This window comes from Paracoccus sp. TRP, from assembly GCF_000185925.1.
GTDB lineage: Bacteria > Pseudomonadota > Alphaproteobacteria > Rhodobacterales > Rhodobacteraceae > Paracoccus > Paracoccus kondratievae.
This window is the reverse complement of record NZ_AEPN01000004.1, coordinates 37,001-56,314: the sequence shown is the minus strand read 5'-3', so window position 1 is coordinate 56,314 and position 19,314 is coordinate 37,001. Positions and strand designations below refer to the sequence as shown.

At 64.8% G+C, this 19,314-nt stretch carries 21 protein-coding genes; 12 read left to right on the top strand and 9 right to left on the bottom strand.

Features of this window, described 5'->3' with window-relative positions; all coding sequences use genetic code 11:
* Positions 1-85 precede the first annotated feature (85 nt).
* The 6 genes from PARACOCCUSGL_RS0103745 (at position 86) to der (ending at position 6,000) form a co-directional block, all read left to right on the top strand.
* Positions 86-685, top strand: coding sequence for a superoxide dismutase (locus tag PARACOCCUSGL_RS0103745; RefSeq protein WP_010393190.1), 600 nt, complete (start codon positions 86-88; stop codon positions 683-685).
* Positions 686-761: 76 nt separating this feature from the next.
* A complete protein-coding gene (locus PARACOCCUSGL_RS0103740) occupies positions 762-1,340 on the top strand; it encodes a DUF1203 domain-containing protein (protein ID WP_010393189.1) in 579 nt (192 codons plus the stop codon).
* Between the two features lie 139 nt (positions 1,341-1,479).
* Positions 1,480-2,391, top strand: coding sequence for an EamA family transporter RarD (gene rarD, locus PARACOCCUSGL_RS0103735; protein WP_010393187.1), 912 nt, complete (start codon positions 1,480-1,482; stop codon positions 2,389-2,391).
* Positions 2,392-2,433: 42 nt separating this feature from the next.
* Positions 2,434-3,129, top strand: coding sequence for a tetratricopeptide repeat protein (locus PARACOCCUSGL_RS0103730; protein WP_010393185.1), 696 nt, complete (start codon positions 2,434-2,436; stop codon positions 3,127-3,129).
* Positions 3,130-3,211: 82 nt separating this feature from the next.
* Positions 3,212-4,534, top strand: a complete 1,323-nt coding sequence (locus PARACOCCUSGL_RS0103725) for a PQQ-like beta-propeller repeat protein (protein WP_010393183.1) — start codon at positions 3,212-3,214, stop codon at positions 4,532-4,534.
* A complete protein-coding gene (gene der / locus PARACOCCUSGL_RS0103720) occupies positions 4,531-6,000 on the top strand; it encodes a ribosome biogenesis GTPase Der (protein WP_010393181.1) in 1,470 nt (489 codons plus the stop codon). The genes PARACOCCUSGL_RS0103725 and der overlap by 4 nt, the downstream gene beginning before the upstream one ends.
* Here der and PARACOCCUSGL_RS0103715 read toward each other — a convergent pair.
* The 3 genes from PARACOCCUSGL_RS0103715 to PARACOCCUSGL_RS0103705 form a co-directional block, all read right to left on the bottom strand.
* Positions 5,997-6,770: a hypothetical protein gene (locus PARACOCCUSGL_RS0103715; RefSeq protein ID WP_010393179.1), complete on the bottom strand. Its 774-nt coding sequence runs from the start codon at positions 6,768-6,770 to the stop codon at positions 5,997-5,999. The genes der and PARACOCCUSGL_RS0103715 overlap by 4 nt on opposite strands.
* Before the next feature lie 57 nt (positions 6,771-6,827).
* Positions 6,828-8,120, bottom strand: a complete 1,293-nt coding sequence (gene serS, locus PARACOCCUSGL_RS0103710) for a serine--tRNA ligase (RefSeq protein ID WP_010393176.1) — start codon at positions 8,118-8,120, stop codon at positions 6,828-6,830.
* A 68-nt stretch (positions 8,121-8,188) separates the two neighbouring features.
* Positions 8,189-8,491, bottom strand: a complete 303-nt coding sequence (locus tag PARACOCCUSGL_RS0103705) for a SoxS protein (RefSeq protein WP_227493398.1) — start codon at positions 8,489-8,491, stop codon at positions 8,189-8,191.
* 201 nt (positions 8,492-8,692) lie between these two features.
* Between PARACOCCUSGL_RS0103705 and meaB the strand changes: the two genes are divergently transcribed.
* The 4 genes from meaB (at position 8,693) to PARACOCCUSGL_RS0103685 (ending at position 11,251) form a co-directional block, all read left to right on the top strand.
* The gene (gene meaB / locus PARACOCCUSGL_RS0103700) at positions 8,693-9,691 is read left to right on the top strand and encodes a methylmalonyl Co-A mutase-associated GTPase MeaB (RefSeq protein WP_010393173.1); all 999 of its coding nucleotides are present in this window, start codon (positions 8,693-8,695) and stop codon (positions 9,689-9,691) included.
* Entirely contained in the window at positions 9,675-10,307 is a 633-nt protein-coding gene (locus tag PARACOCCUSGL_RS20240; protein ID WP_010393171.1) for a methylated-DNA--[protein]-cysteine S-methyltransferase, read from the top strand. Before meaB ends, PARACOCCUSGL_RS20240 begins: the two co-directional genes overlap by 17 nt.
* 114 nt (positions 10,308-10,421) lie before the next feature.
* Positions 10,422-10,697, top strand: a complete 276-nt coding sequence (rpmB, locus tag PARACOCCUSGL_RS0103690; RefSeq protein ID WP_010393169.1) for a 50S ribosomal protein L28 — start codon at positions 10,422-10,424, stop codon at positions 10,695-10,697.
* Between the two features lie 137 nt (positions 10,698-10,834).
* Positions 10,835-11,251, top strand: a complete 417-nt coding sequence (locus PARACOCCUSGL_RS0103685; RefSeq protein WP_010393167.1) for a copper chaperone PCu(A)C — start codon at positions 10,835-10,837, stop codon at positions 11,249-11,251.
* A gap of 17 nt (positions 11,252-11,268) precedes the next feature.
* On the opposite strand, the gene PARACOCCUSGL_RS0103680 is transcribed toward PARACOCCUSGL_RS0103685, so the two are convergent.
* From PARACOCCUSGL_RS0103680 to PARACOCCUSGL_RS21745, 3 genes are read right to left on the bottom strand one after another with little or no spacing between them, the layout of a single operon-like run.
* Complete coding sequence (locus tag PARACOCCUSGL_RS0103680) at positions 11,269-11,907, bottom strand: arylesterase (RefSeq protein WP_010393166.1); 639 nt, start codon at positions 11,905-11,907, stop codon at positions 11,269-11,271.
* Complete coding sequence (locus tag PARACOCCUSGL_RS0103675; RefSeq protein WP_010393163.1) at positions 11,907-14,330, bottom strand: heavy metal translocating P-type ATPase; 2,424 nt, start codon at positions 14,328-14,330, stop codon at positions 11,907-11,909. Before PARACOCCUSGL_RS0103675 ends, PARACOCCUSGL_RS0103680 begins: the two co-directional genes overlap by 1 nt.
* Positions 14,331-14,365: 35 nt before the next feature.
* Positions 14,366-14,620, bottom strand: coding sequence for a hypothetical protein (locus tag PARACOCCUSGL_RS21745; protein WP_138918276.1), 255 nt, complete (start codon positions 14,618-14,620; stop codon positions 14,366-14,368).
* A 138-nt stretch (positions 14,621-14,758) separates the two neighbouring features.
* Between PARACOCCUSGL_RS21745 and PARACOCCUSGL_RS0103670 the strand changes: the two genes are divergently transcribed.
* Both PARACOCCUSGL_RS0103670 and mnmH read left to right on the top strand, forming a co-directional pair.
* The gene (locus PARACOCCUSGL_RS0103670; protein WP_029371451.1) at positions 14,759-15,343 is read left to right on the top strand and encodes a L,D-transpeptidase; all 585 of its coding nucleotides are present in this window, start codon (positions 14,759-14,761) and stop codon (positions 15,341-15,343) included.
* Positions 15,344-16,399, top strand: coding sequence for a tRNA 2-selenouridine(34) synthase MnmH (mnmH, locus tag PARACOCCUSGL_RS0103665; RefSeq protein ID WP_010393157.1), 1,056 nt, complete (start codon positions 15,344-15,346; stop codon positions 16,397-16,399). It begins immediately after the preceding gene.
* Between the two features lie 58 nt (positions 16,400-16,457).
* Here the strand turns inward: mnmH and PARACOCCUSGL_RS0103660 are convergent, their stop codons facing one another.
* From PARACOCCUSGL_RS0103660 to PARACOCCUSGL_RS0103650, 3 genes are read right to left on the bottom strand one after another with little or no spacing between them, the layout of a single operon-like run.
* Complete coding sequence (locus PARACOCCUSGL_RS0103660) at positions 16,458-17,261, bottom strand: purine-nucleoside phosphorylase (RefSeq protein ID WP_010393155.1); 804 nt, start codon at positions 17,259-17,261, stop codon at positions 16,458-16,460.
* Positions 17,245-18,210, bottom strand: coding sequence for an ABC transporter permease (locus tag PARACOCCUSGL_RS0103655; RefSeq protein WP_010393153.1), 966 nt, complete (start codon positions 18,208-18,210; stop codon positions 17,245-17,247). The genes PARACOCCUSGL_RS0103660 and PARACOCCUSGL_RS0103655 overlap by 17 nt, the downstream gene beginning before the upstream one ends.
* A gap of 1 nt (position 18,211) precedes the next feature.
* Complete coding sequence (locus PARACOCCUSGL_RS0103650) at positions 18,212-19,306, bottom strand: ABC transporter permease (protein WP_029371447.1); 1,095 nt, start codon at positions 19,304-19,306, stop codon at positions 18,212-18,214.
* Positions 19,307-19,314 lie beyond the last annotated feature (8 nt).

Genomic DNA, 19,314 nt, shown 5'->3' with positions numbered 1-19,314 from the left:
AGGCGTTAAGCTGGCAGCAGGGGCTTTTCCCCGTTTCCCATCCGTGCCAGAACATCACTCCAAACCCGTTGGAAAGGATACAGAAATGGCCTTTACGCTTCCCGACCTTCCTTATGCTCACGACGCGCTGGCCGCGGGCGGTATGTCCAAGGAAACGCTCGAGTTTCACCACGACAAGCACCACAAGGCCTATGTTGACAAGCTCAACGAGCTGATCGCGGGTACCGAGTGGGAAGGCAAAAGCCTTGAGGACATCGTCAAGGGCACCTACCAGTCGGGCGCTGTGGCGCAGAACGGCATTTTCAACAACGCCAGCCAGCACTGGAACCACAGCCAGTTCTGGGAAATGATGGGCCCGAACCCCGGCGTGATCCCCGGTGAGCTTGAAAAAGCCCTGACCGAATCCTTTGGCTCGGTTGCGGACTTCAAGAAGAAATTCACCGAAGCCGGCGTCGGCCAGTTCGGTTCGGGCTGGGCCTGGCTGGTCAAAGACGCCGACGGCAGCCTGAAGATCACCAAAACCGAAAACGGCGTGAACCCGCTGTGCTTTGGTCAGACCGCGCTTTTGGGTTGCGACGTGTGGGAGCACAGCTACTACATCGACTTCCGCAACGCCCGGCCGAAGTATCTCGAGAACTTCCTCGACAAGCTGGTGAACTGGGAAAACGTGGCCTCGCGCCTCTGATCCCCTCGCCACATTGGATCTGGGCCCGCCATCTGGCGGGCCTTTTTCCATCGCGCAGCACGGTTGCAAATTTCTGATGTTCTGGCTGACCGCGATGCGGTCGGTGTCAGCATTCAAAAGCAGGAAACCGGGTGCCTTACGCCTGCTGAAGGGCAAGATTAACGTCTGCTTCCAGGAGGCTGTAACGAAAAAGGTAACGTTTCTTCCTTTGCCAAGCGATCACGTGAAGGCCCTGAGGTCAGGGGGACGCGATGCATATGGTTGCCTGCCCGAGCGGACGATCTCTGACGGTAAGGGCAATCCATGCCGACATTGTCCGGGGCTTATTCCCAAGGGCGCCGGGATGCTGATCTTGGCCTGTCGACCATTTGATGAACTACAGCCCTATGCCGAAACAGGCCCGATCTTTCTATGCGCTGATGAGTGTCAGCCGTGGGCTGGCGACGGCCTGCCGCCGATGCTGGAAAGCCCGGACTATCTGCTGAAAGGATATACGGCCGATCAGCGGATCCGATACGGGACCGGAAAAATCGTCGCCAAAGATGAAATCAGTTCCTATGCCGCAGAGCTGCTTGCCTGCGATGACATCAGCTTTGTTGATGTCCGATCCGCGCGCAACAATTGCTTTCAGACCCGGATTGTAAGGGCGTCCTGAACCGGCCCCATGTACAACGCACCTGGTTTGGCCAGGTCACGAACCGGATTTTCCTGGCCGTCTTGCCACACGTTATCCGGCGGCCCCTTGCCCCGGTTGCGAATCGGCGGCATGGCTTGGCGACCGAAAGGATTCCTGCATGAGTGATTGGACCAAGGGCTTTTGGGCGATGATCGCGGTCTGTGTGACCTGGGGTCTGTCGCCGATCTATTATCGTGCGCTCTCGGGAGTGCCGACTGTTGAGGTGCTGGCGCATCGCACCCTTTGGTCTTTGGTCCTGTTTCTGATCGTGCTTGCCGTTCAGGGAAGGCTGGGCGCGCTGCGCGAGGCGCTGACCGGGCGCTGGGTTGGGCGCATCACGCTGGCAGCACTGATGGTTTCCACGAACTGGGGCCTGTTCATCTGGGCGATCCAGGCCGGTCATGTCGTTCAAAGCTCGCTTGGCTATTACATCTTTCCGCTGATGGCGGTGGTGGTCGGGATGCTGCTTTTCGGCGAAAAGCTCAGTGCGGCGCAGGCGGTGGCGGTGCTGCTTGCGGTGACGGCGGTGGTGCTGCTGACCTGGGGACTGGGGGTCGCGCCGTGGATCAGCCTTGGGCTGGCGCTGACTTTTGTCGCCTATGGCGCGATCAAGAAGGCTCTGCCGCTGGGTCCGGTGCTGTCGGTCGCAGCCGAAGTGGCGCTGCTGACGCCGCTTGCGCTTTTGTGGCTGCTGGGACAGGGGTTCGGGCTGATGCCGGAGGCGCTGGCGCAGCCGCTGGCATTCGGGGCCGATCTGTGGACCTCATTGCTGCTGATCAGCTCGGGTGCGGTGACGGCCGTGCCGCTGATCCTGTTCAGCTATGCCGCACGGCGGGTCGGGATGGCGACGCTGGGGTTGATGTTCTATCTGAACCCGACGTTGCAGTTTCTGTGTGCGGTGCTGCTGTTTGGTGAGCCGTTCACCCGCTGGCACATGGTTGCGTTCGCGATCATCTGGGTGGCGCTGGCGATCTACAGCCTGTCAGCCTTCCGTCAGTCGCGTCGCGTCCCGCCATTGGCAAACGGGTGAAACCGCGTATAGAACAGCGCGCAGGATATATCCGGGGACGACATGGCCAATCAGAACGACAGCTTCATCGACGAAGTCACCGAGGACCTGCGCCGAGACCGGCTGTTCGCATTTTTCCGCCGCTATGGCTGGGTTGCGCTGGTGGTGATTCTGGGGATCGTCGGCGGTGCAGCCTGGCACGAATATTCCAGCCGTCAGGCCGAAACCAGGGCTCAGGCCTGGGGCGATGCCGTTCTTGCCGCCCGTCAGGGCGAGGACCCGATCACGGCGCTTTCCGCCATTGATCCCGCAGGCTCGGCCGGCCGCAAGGCCCTGTCCGAGATGCTGGCCGCCGGAGCCGAGGCCGAGGCCGGGCTGCCGCAAAAAGCTGCCGAGCGTCTCAAGGCCGTTGCGGCTGATCTGGCAGGCGATCCCGTGCTGCATGATCTGGCGCTGCTCAAGGCCGTGATGGTCGCCGGCCCCTCGATGGACGCGGCCGAACGTGACCGGCTGCTGGCCGATCTGTCCAAGCCCGGCGCGCCCTTTGAGCTTCTGGCGCTTGAGCAAAAGGTCGTGGCGCTGATGGGCGCGGACCGCAAAGAGGACGCAATCACCCTGATCGGCCAGATCCAGCAAAAGGATGGCCTGTCCGAGCCCTTGCGTCGCCGCCTGTCCGAGATGATGATCACCCTGGGCGTCGAGCCCAAGCGCGACGCGGGTCCCGGGCCGCAAACCGTGCCGGCCCCCGCCGCAAATTAATGACCGGTCCTGCCGGCGAACTGAAACACCGTGCCCGCGGTCGGGTCTGATTCGACACCCGGCCAGGATAAAGGAGAACGCGATGACGAGGCTGCCCCTGATCGCCGCCCTGGCCGGACTGACCGTCCTTTCGGCCTGCCAGCAGCGTGAGGTCATCCTGCCCGGAGAACGGCTGGACCCGCGCGCGGTGCTGTCGCCCGAAGGACCGGTGGCTGACGGAGCCCAGGCGCCGGCCACAGCCGCCCTGTCTCTGCCGCCGGTGCGCGGTAACTCTGACTGGACCCAGCGTGCTGGCAATGCTGCGCATGCGCCGGGCAACGTCGCGCTGGGGGCGGGGACGCAACGGGTCTGGGCGGCCGCCATCGGCTCTCCGTCGGGCAAGCGCCACCGCATCACCGCCGATCCGGTTGTGGGGGGCGGCCTGATCTTTACGCTGGACAGCCAGTCCACCGTCGCTGCAACAACCACCGGCGGGGGCCGGGTGTGGAGCGTCGATCTGCGCCCTGCTGGCGAAAGCGACCGCAGCGTCTCGGGCGGGGGTCTTGCCGTCGAGGGCAGCCGGGTCTTTGCGACCACCGGTTATGGTGAGCTGGTTGCGCTGGACACCCGCAATGGCGGCGTCGCGTGGCGCCAGCGGGTCGATGCGCCGATCAGCGGCGCGCCCACTGTGGCGAATGGCGTCGTTTATGTCGTCGGCCGCGACCAGACCGGCTGGGCGGTGCGCGCCAGCGACGGCAAGGTGCTGTGGCGCAGCTTTGACAACAAGGACATGGCGGGCGTCATGGGGGCATCGGCCCCGGCGGTTGCGGGTGATACGGCGGTGTTCCCGTCGAATACCGGCGGCCTGATCGGCGTCGACACCGGCAATGGCAGCCAGCGCTGGGTCTCGAACGTCGGGGGAACCCGGCTTGGCCGTGCGGTCTCGTATTTCCGCGACATGACGGGCGATCCGGTCATCGTCGGCAATACTGTCTACGCTGGCACCAGCGCGGGCGGGGTCGGGGCCTTTGACCTTGGCACCGGCATGATGAAATGGCACGCCCGCGAAGGCGCGGCGAGCCCTGTTCTGGCAGCGGGCAATTCGGTCTTTCTCGTCAACGATCAGGCGCAGCTGATCCGGCTGGACGCGGCCAATGGTGGCCGGGTCTGGGCGCAGAAACTGCCCTATTTTACCGAACAGATCGTTCGCAAGCAGGACAAGATCTGGAACCACTATGGTCCGGTGCTGGCAGGATCCAGGCTTTACCTTGCCTCATCTGACGGTTATCTGCGCGTCTTCGATCCCGCTTCGGGCGCGCTGATCGGCACGGCCCAGATCCCGAGCGGGGCCGCGGCGGCGCCGGCTGTGGCGGGCCAGACCCTTTATGTCGTCACCCATGGCGGCCAGTTGATTGCATACAGATGACCTTTACCCTCGCCATTGTCGGGCGTCCCAATGTCGGCAAGTCCACGCTGTTCAACCGCCTTGTCGGCAAGCGGCTGGCGCTGGTTGACGACCAGCCCGGCGTGACCCGCGACCTGCGCGAGGGGCAGGGGCGTCTGGGCGATCTGCGCTTTATCGTCGTTGATTCGGCCGGACTTGAAATGGCCGAAGATGACAGCCTGCAAGGCCGCATGCGCCGCCTGACCGAACGCGCGGTCGATGAGGCGGACGTCTGCCTGTTCATCATCGACGCCCGTGTCGGGGTGACTGCGGCGGATGAGTATTTCGCCGATATCCTGCGCAAGCGCGCCAAACACGTCATTCTGGCCGCGAACAAGGCCGAGGGCCGTGCCGGAGAGGCGGGCGCGATCGAGGCCTATGCTCTTGGTCTGGGCGAACCCCTGCGCATCTCGGCCGAGCATGGCGAGGGGATGGACGATCTATACCGCGCCCTTGTCCCGCTGGCCGAGGGGTTTGAGGCCCAGAACGTCCAGCAGGCGCCCGAAACCGATGTCGCTGTCGAGGATGGTGACGAAGAGGCCGAGGATTGGCGTCCCTCAGAGCGCAAGCCTTTGCAGATCGCTGTGATCGGTCGGCCGAACGCGGGGAAATCGACGCTTATCAACCGTATTCTGGGCGAAGATCGCCTGCTGACCGGGCCCGAGGCCGGGATCACCCGCGATTCGATCAGCGTCGGTACCACGTTCATGGGGACGCCGGTCCGCATCTTTGACACGGCGGGGATGCGTAAAAAGGCGCGCGTCACCGACAAGGTCGAAAAGCTGTCGGTCGCCGATGGCCTGCGCGCCGTGCGCTTTGCCGAGGTGGTGGTCGTTCTGCTGGACGTGGGTATCCCGTTCGAGCAGCAGGACCTGCGCATTGCCGATTTCGCGGAAAGCGAGGGCCGCGCCGTGGTCGTCGCCGCGAATAAATGGGACCTCGAAGAGGACAAGCCCGAAAAGCTCAAAGAGCTGCGCGAGGCGTTCGAGCGGCTGCTGCCGCAGCTCAAGGGCGCGCCTTTGGTCACCGTCTCGGCCCGCACGGGCAAGGGGCTGGACCGGCTGCATGCAGCGATCCTGCGCGCGCATGAGGTCTGGAACCGGCGTGTGTCGACCGCGCGTCTGAACCAGTGGCTGTCGGCGATGACCGAGGCGCATCCGACCCCTGCTCCGGGGGGGCGGCGCATTCGGCTGCGCTATATCACTCAGGTCAAGACGCGTCCGCCAGCCTTTGTCATCATGGCGACCCATACCGACAAACTGCCCGACAGTTACGCGCGCTATCTGGTCAACGGGCTGCGGCAGGATTTCGACATGCCGGGTACACCGATCCGGCTGACCTTCCGCGATCAGGGGTCCAAGAACCCCTACAAGGACAAGGCGAACAAGATCAATCAGTCCGGCGCGCTTTCCAAACACAAGCACCGGCAAAAGCCCAAGGGCGCTTAGGTCAGCACCCGCACCATAGCCACGGCGATGATGGCGATCGAGATCACCGCCATGGTGGCGATCACCGCGTCGGTGGTGACCGTCGCCCCGGCAAGGCAGATCAGCCCCCAGAGCAGCGCCAGGCTGAAACCCGTCCTGCGCCCCAGCCGCAGTTGCACGCTGACCGCCGCGACCGAGCCGATGAGCATGGTGATTACGGCGGCAATCTCTTGCGGGATGCCAAGCTCGTCTCGCAAAAGTCCCGCCAGAACGGCAAAGCTGATCAGCATCCCCCAGCCCGCGATAAAGCCAAGGGTCGAGCTGTGCAGCACCTCATCCTCGCTGCGGACGCCGCGCATGGCCGCGGCAAGAAATGCCGTCAGCATTGCGGCAGCCAGTACCAGCGCCACCACCGGCTGTCCGGGCAAAAGCCAGGGCCAGATCGCCCCCAGGACCAGCCCAAGGATCAGTGGCCCCTGCACGGCCCCGCCATCGTTGCGTCTGGCCTGCCGCCACGGGCCCGGCAGAACGAAACAGCGGGCAAGGTGATAGACCAGCGCCACCATGGTCACGACCATCAGCCCGGCCATGCCAGGGCCCCCGGGTTGCAGGAACAGCCCCGGCAGATCCATTTGCTGTGGCTGCTCGGTGAGGCGCTGAAGGCCCGCCAGCGCAATGCCCCGCTCGGCCAGTGTCACGCCTTCTTGCGCGGGCGTCATGGCGTGAAAGACCGTGCTGGCCATAAAGACCAGCGCAGCCAGAACCAGCAACAAGGTACCCACGCGCGACATGAGCAGGAAACGCCGCCAACGCGCATGAAGTTGCGCGCCGGACCGCCTTTTTTTGACTCAGATCAGCTGGCCGTCAGCCCCTAGCCGCGTCTTTCCGCCCAGATAGGGATGCAGCACCTCGGGCAGGACGACCGAACCGTCGGCTTGCTGGCCGTTTTCCAGCACCGCGATCAGCGTCCGGCCGACCGCCAGACCCGAGCCGTTCAGGGTATGGACGAACTCGGGCTTGCCGCCATTCGCCGGGCGATAGCGCGCATTCATGCGCCGCGCCTGAAAATCGCCGCAATAGCTGACCGAGGAAATCTCGCGGTAGCGGTTCTGCCCGGGCAGCCAGACTTCGAGGTCATGGGTGATGCGCGCGCCAAAGCCCATATCGCCACCGCAAAGTACGATGGTGCGATAGGGCAGACCCAGCCGCTCCAGCACCGCCTCGGCACAGCGGGTCATGCGGGCGTGCTCGGCCGGTCCCGATCCGGCATCGGTGATCGACACCATCTCGACCTTTTCGAACTGGTGCTGACGCAGCATACCTGCGGTGTCGCGCCCGGCGCTGCCTGCCTCAGAGCGGAAGCACTGGCTGTGCGCCACATAGCGGCGCGGCAGGCTGGAGTGGTCGATGACCTCGTTATTGACGATATTGGTCAGCGTCACCTCGGCGGTCGGGATCAGCCACCAGCCTTCGCGGGTCTGATAGCTGTCCTCGCCGAATTTCGGCAACTGGCCCGTACCCTCCATCATTTCGGACAGGACCAGCACCGGGGTCCAGGTCTCGGTCAGCCCGTGCTCGTTGCCGTGCAGGTCAAGCATGAACTGGGCAAGCGCGCGATGGATGCGGGCGACGCCGCCCGACAGCACGACAAAGCGTGAGCCTGCCAGTTTCGCAGCAGTTTCAAAATCCATGCCGGGCTTGACGCCTTCGATCTCAAAATGTTCGCGGGGGGTGAAATCCAGGGTGCGCGGCTCGCCCCAGCGGCGGATCTCGACGTTGTCATCCTCATCCTTGCCGGGCGGCACGCTGTCGAGTGGCAGGTTGGGGATGGTCAGCAGCAGCTCGCGCAGCTTGGCATCCAGCGCCGAGGCCTCGGCTTGCAGGCGGGCGGTTTCGTCCTTCTTGGCGGTGACGAGGTTGCGCAGGCGCTGGAACTCCGCCTCGTCGCCGCGACCCCTGGCGGCGCCGGCCTCTTTGCTGGCCTTGTTCTGTTCGGCCTGCGCGGCCTCGGCCGCGGCGATGCGGGAACGGCGGTCGGCATCCAGCGACAGAATTTCGGGAGAAGCCGGCGGCAGGTTGCGCAAGCCAAGTGCGGCGTCGAAAGCGGCGGGATTCTCGCGGATTGCGCGGATGTCGTGCATGGCTGACCCGTGTCTAGGTAAGTACTTACTTGCGATGGGATAAACCAAAGCGGACCGGGGTGAAAGCCTCAGCCCGCCGCCTGGGCCAGCATATCGCGCAGAACGTCAAAGAAACGGTCGCGGCCGGGGTAGCCTTCAAAGCGGGCCATCTCGACCCCGTCCTGCAGCAGGATGAATGTCGGGGTCAGCCATGGTCGCCGCGCCAGCGCCAGCCCGTCGGGATAGGGACCGTCCAGATCGACCGTCAGCAAGGGCGCAGCGCGGCCCTCGGGGTGGCTGGCATAGACGGGGGCAATCTCGCGGTCCCATTGTGCGCAATAGACGCAGCCCCGACGCCGCACCATCATCAGCTGCAGGCGCGGCGCGGCCATGGCAGGTCCAGCCAGAGCCGCTGCCATTCCCGCCAATATTGCCCGCCGTGTCGGCATGATCCGCCCCGTTTTCTGCGTCCGGACATCACCCCGCGCCGATCCGTCACAACCGCCCGGCGTTTACATGTCCCCTCGGTGGAAATATCCACAAGGGGCGGGGCAGTCGACCCCCGCCTTGCTAGGACGCCGCCGGGAGTGGCCATGGATGAACTGACCGAACCCCTGACGCAGGGCAATCGCCGCGCGCTGTCCCGCGCGATTACGCTGATCGAAAGCACCCGTCCTGACCATCGCGCCCGTGCCGTGGCGCTGATGGCCGAGCTGCCCCGGCGGCAGGCGCTGCGCATCGGCCTGTCGGGCACGCCGGGCGTCGGCAAATCGACCTTTATCGAGGCTTTTGGCAAGATGCTGACTGCGCAGGGGCTTAAGGTCGCTGTGCTGGCGGTTGATCCCAGCTCGGCACGTTCGGGCGGCTCGATTCTGGGCGACAAGACCCGGATGGAAGAGCTCAGCCGCGATCCGAACGCCTTTATCCGCCCCTCACCCTCGCGGGCCGAGCTGGGCGGGGTGGCGCGCCGTACCCGCGAAACGGTGCGGTTGTGCGAGGCGGCGGGCTTTGACGTCGTCCTGATCGAGACGGTGGGTGTTGGTCAGTCCGAAACGCTGGTTGCCGAGATGTCGGACCTCTTTATCCTGCTGCTGGCCCCTGCTGGCGGCGATGAGCTGCAGGGGGTCAAGCGCGGCATCATGGAGATCGCGGACCTGATCCTGGTGAACAAGGCAGACGGCGATCTGCGTGAAACTGCCCTGCGCACGGTTGCCGATTACGCGGGTGCGCTGCGGCTTTTGCGCAAGCGCCCCTATGACCCCGAGGGGTTCCCCAAGGCACTGCCGGTCTCTGCCTATACCGGCGTGGGGCTGGAAAAGGCTTGGGATAATATGACCTGGCTTGCCGATTGGCGGCGCGATCATGGTCATTTTGTGGCCCGGCGGGCCGAGCAGGCGCGCCATTGGTTCCTGTCCGAGCTGCGCGCGGGTCTGCTGGCACGGCTTGAGCGGCCCGAGGTGCGCGCCCGACTGCGCGAGGTTGGGGATGCCGTGGCGCGGGGGGAAGGCGACCCTGATTCGGCGGCGGCGCAGATGCTCGATTGGCTGGACGCTTCTGACGCCGGGCTGCAGGCGCATGAGCGTAGGGCCTGACCCGCAGCCTGATCCCGGCCCGGCGCTTGCAGAGCTGCTTGCGCCGGTCTCGGGCGGGCAGATGGCTCTTGTGGCGGCGGGGTTCAGCACACCCCTTGGCGGGATGATCGCGGTTGCAGATGACGCCCGGCTGCATCTGCTGGAGTTTGTTGAGCGCAAGGAACTGCCCGCCGAGCTGACGCGCCTGCACCGGATTGCCGGGGGAGGCATCAGCGCCGGACGGAATGCCGTCATCGACCGGACCGAGGGCCAGATCGCCGGCTATTTTGCCGGAACGCTTGCCGGGTTCGACCTGCCTCTGGCGCTGTATGGCACGCCTTTTCAGCAAGAGGTCTGGCAGGCGCTGCAGCAGATCCCTCCGGGCATCACCATCAGTTACAGCGAGCTTGCGCGGCGCGTCGGGCGGCCTTTGGCAGTGCGGGCTGCGGCAGGGGCAAATGGCGCCAACCAGCTTGCCATAGTGATTCCCTGCCATCGCGTAACCGGTTTGGACGGGCAGCTGACCGGCTATGGTGGCGGGCTGTGGCGCAAACGGGCTTTGCTCGATCATGAAAACCGGGCATATTCCGCCGTAATCCGGGGCGACGGGCCGCGAAAACCCGGCGAAAAGGCTTGACGCGCTGGCCGTCTGCCTTTATCCCCCGCAAACGGATTTCCGGGCGCTGCCACGCGGCGCCCTTTCATATTGCGGGCAGACGCCCGTGCAGGATCGAAGCGAAGGAACAAGATCATGTCGCGCGTTTGCGAACTGACCGGCAAGGGCCCGATGAGCGGCAACAACGTGTCCCACGCCAACAACAAGACCCGCCGCCGGTTTCTGCCGAACCTGAACGAAGTTTCGCTGCTGTCGGAGAAACTGGGCCGCAGCTTCCAGCTGCGCATCTCGGCCGCGGCGCTGCGTTCGGTTGACCACCGTGGCGGTCTGGACGCTTTCCTGGCCAAGGCCAAGGACTCTGAGCTGTCCGAGCGTGCCCTGAAAATCAAGCGCGATCTGGCGAAAGCCTGATTCGCGATTTCCTGACAGGGGTTCCGATTTGGCCCCGTTGAGGATGCGTGCGCCCTGCCGTTCCCGGCGGGGCTTTTTCGCGTGAATGCTCTCTGGCATCCTTGGCTTAACCCGCTGCGACCGGAATGAGGCCTGCCATGAAATTCCTTTCTGCCGCTTTCTGTCTGACCTTGCTGCCCTGCGCCGTGCTGGGACAGGATCTGGTGCTGCGCGATGGCTATGTCCGCTCGACCAATCCCCGGTCCGGCGCGGCTTTCATGGTGATCGAGAATCAGGGGCAGGCGGCCTGTACACTTTCTGCCGCTGCCTCTGAGGCCGCTCAGCGGGTTGAGCTGCACGGCAACCGCGAAGAGGGCGGGATGATGCGCATGGTCAAGATGGACCCGGTCGCGATCCCTGCCGGGGGGCGCCACGAACTCGTCCGCGGGGGCGAACATCTGATGCTGATGGGGCTGAATCACCCGCTGGCCGAGGGGGAGGAGGTCGATCTGGTGCTGGATTTCGGAACCTGCGGCAAGGTCGGGGCGCGCTTACCGGTTCGGAACGGGCGCTAACCGCTTACCTCTGGTGATCAGCGCGGGATGCTGGCAGCGGCGATCAGTTCCTCGACCTTGGGGCCCAGCGATTCGATGATCAGTCTGACCCCCTCAGCCGAGGCATGCAGCTTGTCGGATTGCAGCATGGTTTTGTAATCTTCGCCCGGCAGGTCAAAAAGCGGCTGGTAGAGGTTTTCCATCAGCAAGGTGCCGTGTTTTTGGGCCAGGCGGGGCCAGATCGTGGCCCAGTCCTCGCGCAGCGGATCGTTCTCGTCTGGCAAGGCGATGCCGACCAGCAAGAGCGGCTTTCCGCCCTTGCCGGCCTGTTTCAGAATCGAATCCAGATTGTCCTCGACCATGGCCGGACCGAAACCCATCAGCAGGTCGTTGCCGCCCAGCTCGACGATCACCGCATCGGGTTTATGGCGGGCCAGCGAATAGCCGATCCGTACCCGCCCGCCGGCGGTGGTGTCGCCCGAAAGGCCTCCGTTCAGCACAACCACGTCATGGCCACGCGCCTTTAGCCAGCTCTGCAGCTGCGGCACCAGCCCGTGATGGCGCGGCAGACCATAACCTTCGGTCAGGCTGTCGCCAAAGGCGAGAATGCGCAGCGGGGCGGCCGCCGCCATCTGTGCGGCGGCCAGGGTCATGATCAGGACAAGGATTCTCAGCATTATCCGGCTCGTTTCAGGCGCAATGCGTTGCTGACCACAAAGACCGATGACAGTGCCATCGCACCCGCCCCCAGCATGGGCGAAAGCTGTGGCCCGCCAAAGGGCACCAGCGCCCCCATGGCCACCGGAATCAGCGCGGCATTATAGCCAAAGGCCCAGAACAGGTTCTGCCGGATGTTGCGCATGACGCTGCGCGACAGGCGGATGGCACGCACCACGCCCAACGGGTCGCCGCCGATCAGAACCACCTCGGCCGATTCGATGGCGACATCGGTGCCGGTGCCGATGGCGATGCCGGTCTCGGCCGCGGCAAGCGCCGGGGCGTCGTTGATCCCGTCACCGACAAAGACCGTGCCTGCGCCCATATCGCGGATCGCGGCCAGCTTGCCCTCGGGCAGGACGCCAGCGGTCACGCGGTCGATGCCAAGCTGGCGGCCAACCGCCTCGGCCGTGGCCTGCACATCACCCGAGATCATCGCAGTCTGCAGGTCCAGTTCGTGCAGCTTTGCCACCGTTTCCGCAGCCTCGGGGCGGATCGGGTCGGCCAGCGCCATGGCTGCTACATGCTGGCCGTCGACGGCCAGATGCACGGGGGTTGCGCCATTCGCAGCCCATCCCCGGGCAGCCGCGATCAGCGTGGACGAGGTGGTGATCCCGCTTTCGGTCAGTGCGGCGGCATTGCCGATCAGCAGTGCGCGTCCCTCGACCCGGGCTGACAGGCCGCGTCCCACCGTGGCCTGGACGTCCTCGGCCGGTGGCAGCTCCAGCCCTTTGTCACGGGCGGCAGCAGTGATGGCGGCGGCAAGAGGATGCTCGGAACGTGCTTCGGCAGACGCGGCAAGGCGCAGCGCATCTTCGGGCGTCATGCCCTCGGCCTTGATCGCGGTCAGGGCGGGCGCGCCCTGGGTCAGCGTTCCGGTCTTGTCAAAGGCGACGATGCGGGCATCGGCCAGCCGTTGCAGCGCATCGCCGCGCCGGAACAGCACGCCCAGTTCGGCACCCCGCCCGGTGCCGACCATGATCGAGACCGGCACCGCCAGCCCCATTGCACAGGGGCAGGCGATGATCAGGACCGATATCGCCGCAACCATCGCTTGCCCGAGCGAGCCGGTAAAGATCAGCCACAGCGCAAAGGACAGGATCGCAAGCCCGATCACGACCGGAACAAAGACCGCGGTGATGCGGTCCACCAGTGCCTGAACCGGAAGTTTGGTTGCCTGTGCATCCTCGACCATGCGGATGATGCGCGCAAGAACCGTGTCGCCACCCGTGGCGGTGACGCGATAGGCAAGGGCCGAGGTGCCGTTGACCGTGCCGCCGGTCACGGGGTCTCCGGTCGTTTTGGTGACTGGAACCGGCTCGCCCGTCAGCATGGATTCGTCGATGGCGCCGCTGCCCTCGGTCAGCACACCGTCGACGGCCACCCGCTCGCCCGGGCGCAGGTGGACGATGTCACCGGTGCGCAGTTCGGCCACCGGAATGTCGCGGATGCTGCCGTTCCGTTCGACCCGGGCGGTGTCTGGGGTAAGCTCGATCAGGCGGCGGATGGCGTCGCCCGCCTGTCCTTTGGCCCGCGCCTCAAGCCAGCGGCCCAGCAGAATCAGCGTGACGATGACGGCGGCGGCCTCGTAATAGACATGCACTGATTCAGACGGCAGCAGGCCCGGCGCAAAGGTTGCCACGGTCGAATAGAGCCACGCCGCCGAGGCACCAAGCGCGACCAGGCTGTTCATCTCGGGTGCGCGGCGCATCAGGGCGGGAAAGCCGATGCGAAAGAACATCCGCCCCGGTCCCGCCAGCACCGCCGTCGTCAGCACGAATTCGCCAATCCACAGCAGGCGCTGGTCCAGCGCCATGGAAAGCCAGTGATGGAAGGCCGGAAAGATATGGCCACCCATTTCGGCCACAAAGATCGGCAGGGTGAGAACCAGCGCGATCAGGAAATTGCGCCGAAGCGTGGCGGCATCGGCCGAGTGGTCGTGCATGTGGTGGCCTGCCTCGGCCTGCACCTGCGCGGGATAACCCTTGGCGGTGACCGTCTCGGCCAGCGTCTGGGGCGTTACGGCGGGGGAATGGTGGATTGTGGCGCTGCCGGTGGCCAGATTGACCTGCGCAGAAGTCACGCCTGGCATGGCCGAGAGCGCCTTTTCGACGCGACCGACGCAAGAGGCGCAGGTCATCCCGTCGATGTTCAGCCGGGTCTCCAGCGGTTCGGCCGGATAACCGGCACCGGCCAGCGCCTCGATTGCGCGGGGCAGGGCATCGGCAGAGTTCACGACAAAGCGTGCGCGTCCGGTCGCAAGGTTGACCTGCGGGTTTTCGATCCCCGGTACAGCGGCCAGCGCCTTTTCGACGCGGCCTACACAAGAGGCACAGCTCATGCCGGCGATGGTCAGCTCGGCATCGTTATGATGATTTCTCATTGGCTTACCCTGTCAGAATGCGGGAAGGGCGCTATTCAGACAGGAAACGGCGGAGCCTGCTGGCGCTGGGGCTGGTGATGCAGGACCTGATGGCGCGGTACCCCTTTACCGGGGTCGGGGCGCCAGCGCAGCGCGTGGCCATTGCCGGCAAGTGCCGGTCGGGCCTGCCGCAGCCGGGCAGAGACATGACAGCGACAACCACGCCCACTCCGATCCCGGCACAGATGCGGGACACGTGTGGCCGCGCGGCGCGGCAGGCGTTCAGTCGGGGCGCAGGTTGCACGGATCATGGCAGACGGTCCTTTCCTGATGTAACCTGGGCACGTTCCTTGCGCGTTTCAACCGCGTCACGGCGCTTTGAGTTGATCCGGGCGGTTCAAGAGGTTAGGCGCTGGATCAAGGAACATCGAAGAATTTGGGACAAACAGATGAATCGCAGACAGATGCTGATGGCCGCGTTGCCTTTGGTGGCCGTGCCTACGCTGGCTCTGACCCAGGAGCGGGCTCAGCCAGCGGCGCAGACGAAACGTGCCGAGCCCAAGCGCGACCCCTATGCCCCGACCGAGGTTGCAATCCGCAGCGATTTCGAGGTTGGCAGCATCGTCGTGGTTTCCAAGGACTTTTTCCTGTACCACGTCATCGCTCCGGGCCGGGCGATCCGCTATGGCGTTGCCGTGGGCAAGGATGAGCTGGTCTGGAAAGGTCGCGCTACGGTCGGTCGCAAGACCGAATGGCCAAGCTGGACGCCGACCCCTGCGATGATCAAGCGCAAGCCCGCACAATATGCCAAATGGGCTGATGGCATGCCGGGTGGTCCGACCAACCCGCTGGGTGCGCGCGCGCTGTATCTCTATGACGCCAAGGGCAACGACACCGCGATCCGCATTCACGGCACGACCGAGCCGAATTCGATCGGCCGGGCTGTCTCGAACGGCTGTATCCGTATGCGTAACGAGGCAGTGATGGACCTGTATGAGCAGGTTCCGATCGGGACTCCGGTCTACGTCTACTAAGTGGATATCCGCCTGAAATCGCTGTCGGATCCGGCGCTTGCCGGATTCGACACCATTATCGACGTCCGATCTCCGTCGGAATATGCCGAGGATCATCTGCCCGGCGCGGTCAACCTGCCGGTGCTGTCGGACGAGGAACGTGCCCAGGTCGGCACGATCTACAAACAGGTTTCCCCCTTTGATGCCCGCAAGCTGGGTGGTGCCATGGTCGCCGCCAATGCCGCGCGCCACATTGCCGGGTCGCTGGCCGGGCATGGCGGCGGCTGGCGGCCCTTGGTCTATTGCTGGCGGGGCGGTCAGAGGTCGGGTGCCTTTGCGACCATTCTTGCCCAGATCGGCTGGCGCGTCGGGCGCGTCGGGGGAGGTTACAAGGCATGGCGTGCGCTGGTGGTTGAGCGGGTGCAGCAGTTGGTCACCGCACCTGTCGTGGTGCTGGACGGCAATACCGGCAGTGCCAAGACCGAGATCCTGCAGCGCCTTGCCGCACGTGGTCATCAGGTCATCGACCTTGAGGGGCTTGCAAATCATCGTGGCAGCCTGTTTGGCGCGATGCCCGGTGGTCAGCCCAGCCAGAAATGTTTCGAGGGTCGACTTGCCGTGGCGCTGGAGGCTTTGGATTCAAGCCGGCCGCTGCTTGTCGAGGCCGAGAGTTCGCGCATCGGTGACGTGAACCTGCCACGCGGTATCTGGCAGGCGATCATTGCCGCGCCGCGTATCCGGCTGGCCGTTCCGGTCGAAGCTCGCGCCGCCTATACTGCCCGGGTCTATGCCGACACCAGCGCCGACCCCGCAGCTGTGGCGCGCATCGTGGACCTGCTGCGACCGCTGCATCCGGCCGAGCGGATAGAGGATTGGTTGCGCCTGATTGACGTCGCCGATTGGGCTGGGCTTGCCGAGGGGCTGATGCGTCATCATTACGACCCGCGCTATGACAAGCACCGGGCACGCCATGATGACGGGCGGGGGCCCGTAGTGGCGCTGGAAAGCCTTGAGGACCCCGAGGGCGCAGCTGATCGGGTCGAGGCGGTGCTGGCCGGGATGAATCTGGCGGGGTAGCGCCGGTGGTCAGGTTGCGTGCCTCCGGCGGGGATATTTGAACACGAAAGAAACGCTGTCAGCTGCTCTGGGTCAGAAAGCGGCGCAGGATGCGTTCCAGCTTGGCGGCACCGAGCGGGGCCATCGCCTTGGTATGTTCGTGGCTGATCGATTCATCCGAAAGCCCCGCGCCCATATTGGTGATGACCGAGACGGCTGCACATTTGAGGCCGAGAAAGCGTGCGAGAATCACCTCGGGCACGGTGGACATACCGACCGCGTCAGCGCCGAGGGTGCGGGCGGCGCGGATTTCGGCCGGGGTTTCGAACGAGGGACCTGAAAACCAGCAATAGACGCCTTCGGGCAGGGGGATGTCCTCGGCCTTGGCAGCGGCTTTCAGGGCGGCGCGGATTTGCGGGTCATGGGCTTTGGTCATGGGTACGAAGCGGGCCTCGGAAGGTTCGCCGATCAGCGGGTTGGTGCCCGCGAAAGCGATATGGTCCGAAAGCAGCATGAGTGAGCCGGGCGGCATCTCGGCGCGCAGGCTGCCGGCGGCATTTGTCAGCAAGAGCCGTTCGCAGCCAAGCGCCTTGAGCACCTCAAGCGGCAGGCGCATCACATCCGCGCGGCCCGCTTCGTAATAATGCGCCCTGCCGCCGAAGACCGCGACGCGGCGGCCTTCGAACTGGCCGATCACGAGCTGCGGCACATGGCCCGAAACCCCGGCATGGGGAAAGCCGGGCAGGTCGGAATAGGGGATTGCGGTGCCTTCTACCGCGCTGGCGAGATGCCCGAGGCCAGAGCCGAGGATCAGCCCGTATTCGGGTGCGGCGTTTCCGGCACGGCCCTGGATCAGGCGGGCAAGCTCAGCGCTCTTTGACATAGGGCTCTCCTCCCGCGCGGGGCGGTATGGCGCGGCCGACAAAGCCGGCCAGGATGATGACGGTCAGGATATAAGGCAGCGCGTTCATGAACATCGACGGCACGGTGACAAAGCCGAGGTCCAGATTGGGAAAGCGGTTCGCCACTGCCTCGAGCAGACCAAAGAGGAAGGTTGCGCCCAATGCGCTCCATGGTCGCCATTTGGCGAAGATGAGTGCCGCCAGTGCGATAAAGCCGCGTCCGGCGGTCATTTCTTTGACGAAACCAGCGGAAATGCCAGTGGCGAGATAGGCCCCGGCAAGCCCGCAAAGCAGGCCACAGATCAGCACTGCGGCATAACGCAGCCGCGTGACCGAGACCCCGGCGGTATCGACCGAGGCCGGGTTCTCGCCCACCGCGCGCAGCCGCAGGCCAAAGCGGGTGCGGTAAAGCACCCACCAGGTCAGCGGTACGATGGCGAAGGCGACATAGACAAGGATCGTGTGGCCCGAGATCAGCTCGACATAGATCGGGCCGATCACCGGCACCGGGCGCAGGCTGTCGGCAAAGGGCAGGGTGATCGCGTCAAACCGCGCCGCGCCGGATAGCGAGGGGGTTCGGCCGCCGAGCTCAAAGATCTTTTGCCCTAGCAGAACGGTCAGCCCCGAAGCGAGAAAGTTGATCGCCACGCCCGAGATAAGCTGATTGCCCCGGAAGGTGATCGAGGCAAGCCCGTGCAGCAGCGCCAGCGCCACTGCGCCTGTGATCCCTGCCAGAAGCCCGGCCCAGGCGCTGCCTGTCGCATAGGCGACCGAGGCCGAGGCAAAGGCCGCCATCAGCATCTTGCCCTCAAGTCCTATGTCAAAGACGCCGGCACGTTCCGAGTAAAGCCCGGCGAGGCAGGCGAGCAGCAGGGGCGTCATCAGCCGCATGGCGGAATCAAGGATTTGCAGGATGGTTGCGAAATCCATCTCAGCCTCTCTTGCGGTTCAGGGTCAGGAACAGCCGCTCAAGCGGCATGCGCACCATGTTGTCGAGCGCCCCGGTGAACAGGATCACCAATGCCTGAATGATGACGATCAGTTCGCGCGGAATCGAGGTCCAGAGGGCAAGCTCTCCTCCGCCCTGATAAAGAAAACCAAAAAGCAGCGCGGCAAGGAATACGCCAAGCGGATGGTTGCGTCCCATCAGCGCGACGGCGATGCCGATGAAGCCCGCGCCCTCGACGGCATTCAGGACCAGCCTCTCGGCCTCGCCCATGACGTTGTTGACCGCCATCAGACCTGCCAGCGCGCCGGATATCAGCATGGCGACCACGGTGATCCTTACCGGAGAGATACCGGCGTAAAGCGCGGCTGGCTCGGACTTGCCGAAAGCGCGGATCTCATAACCCAGCCGCGTGCGCCAGATCAGCAACCAGACCAGCAGGCAAGCGATGATGGCGATGAAAAAGGCGATATTGGCCGGGGTGTTCCTGCCCCAGTCGATCCCGAATGCCAGCGCCATATCGGAAAGTTTGGGCAGATGGGTCGCCGGCGGAAAATTCGCCGAGGCAGGGTCCATGCTGCCCACCGGGCGCAGCAGGTTCACAAGCACATAGTTCAGCAGCGCCGCGGCGATAAAGTTGAACATGATCGTGGTGATGACGACATGGCTGCCACGCTTGGCCTGCAGCCAGGCCGGGATCAGCGCCCAGAGCGCGCCAAACAGCGCAGCGCCCACCACGGCGGCGGGCAGCGCCAGCGCCCAATGCGGCCAGGGCAGAGCCAGCACCACCAGTGTCACGCCCAGCCCACCCATCGCGGCCTGCCCCTCGCCCCCGATGTTGAAGAGGCCAGCGTGATAGGCGACCATGACGGCAAGGCCGGTAAAGACGAAATTCGTCGTGTAATAGAGGGTGAATCCCCAGCCGTAGCTAGAGCCGAGCGCCCCTTCGACCATGACCTTCAGCGCCTCGACCGGGCTTTCCCCGATGGCCAGGATCACCAGCGCCGAGATGGCAAAGGCCAGAGCCAGCGAGATCAGCGGCGTCACGATCACATCCGCCCATTTCGGCATTCGCTCCATTAACCTGC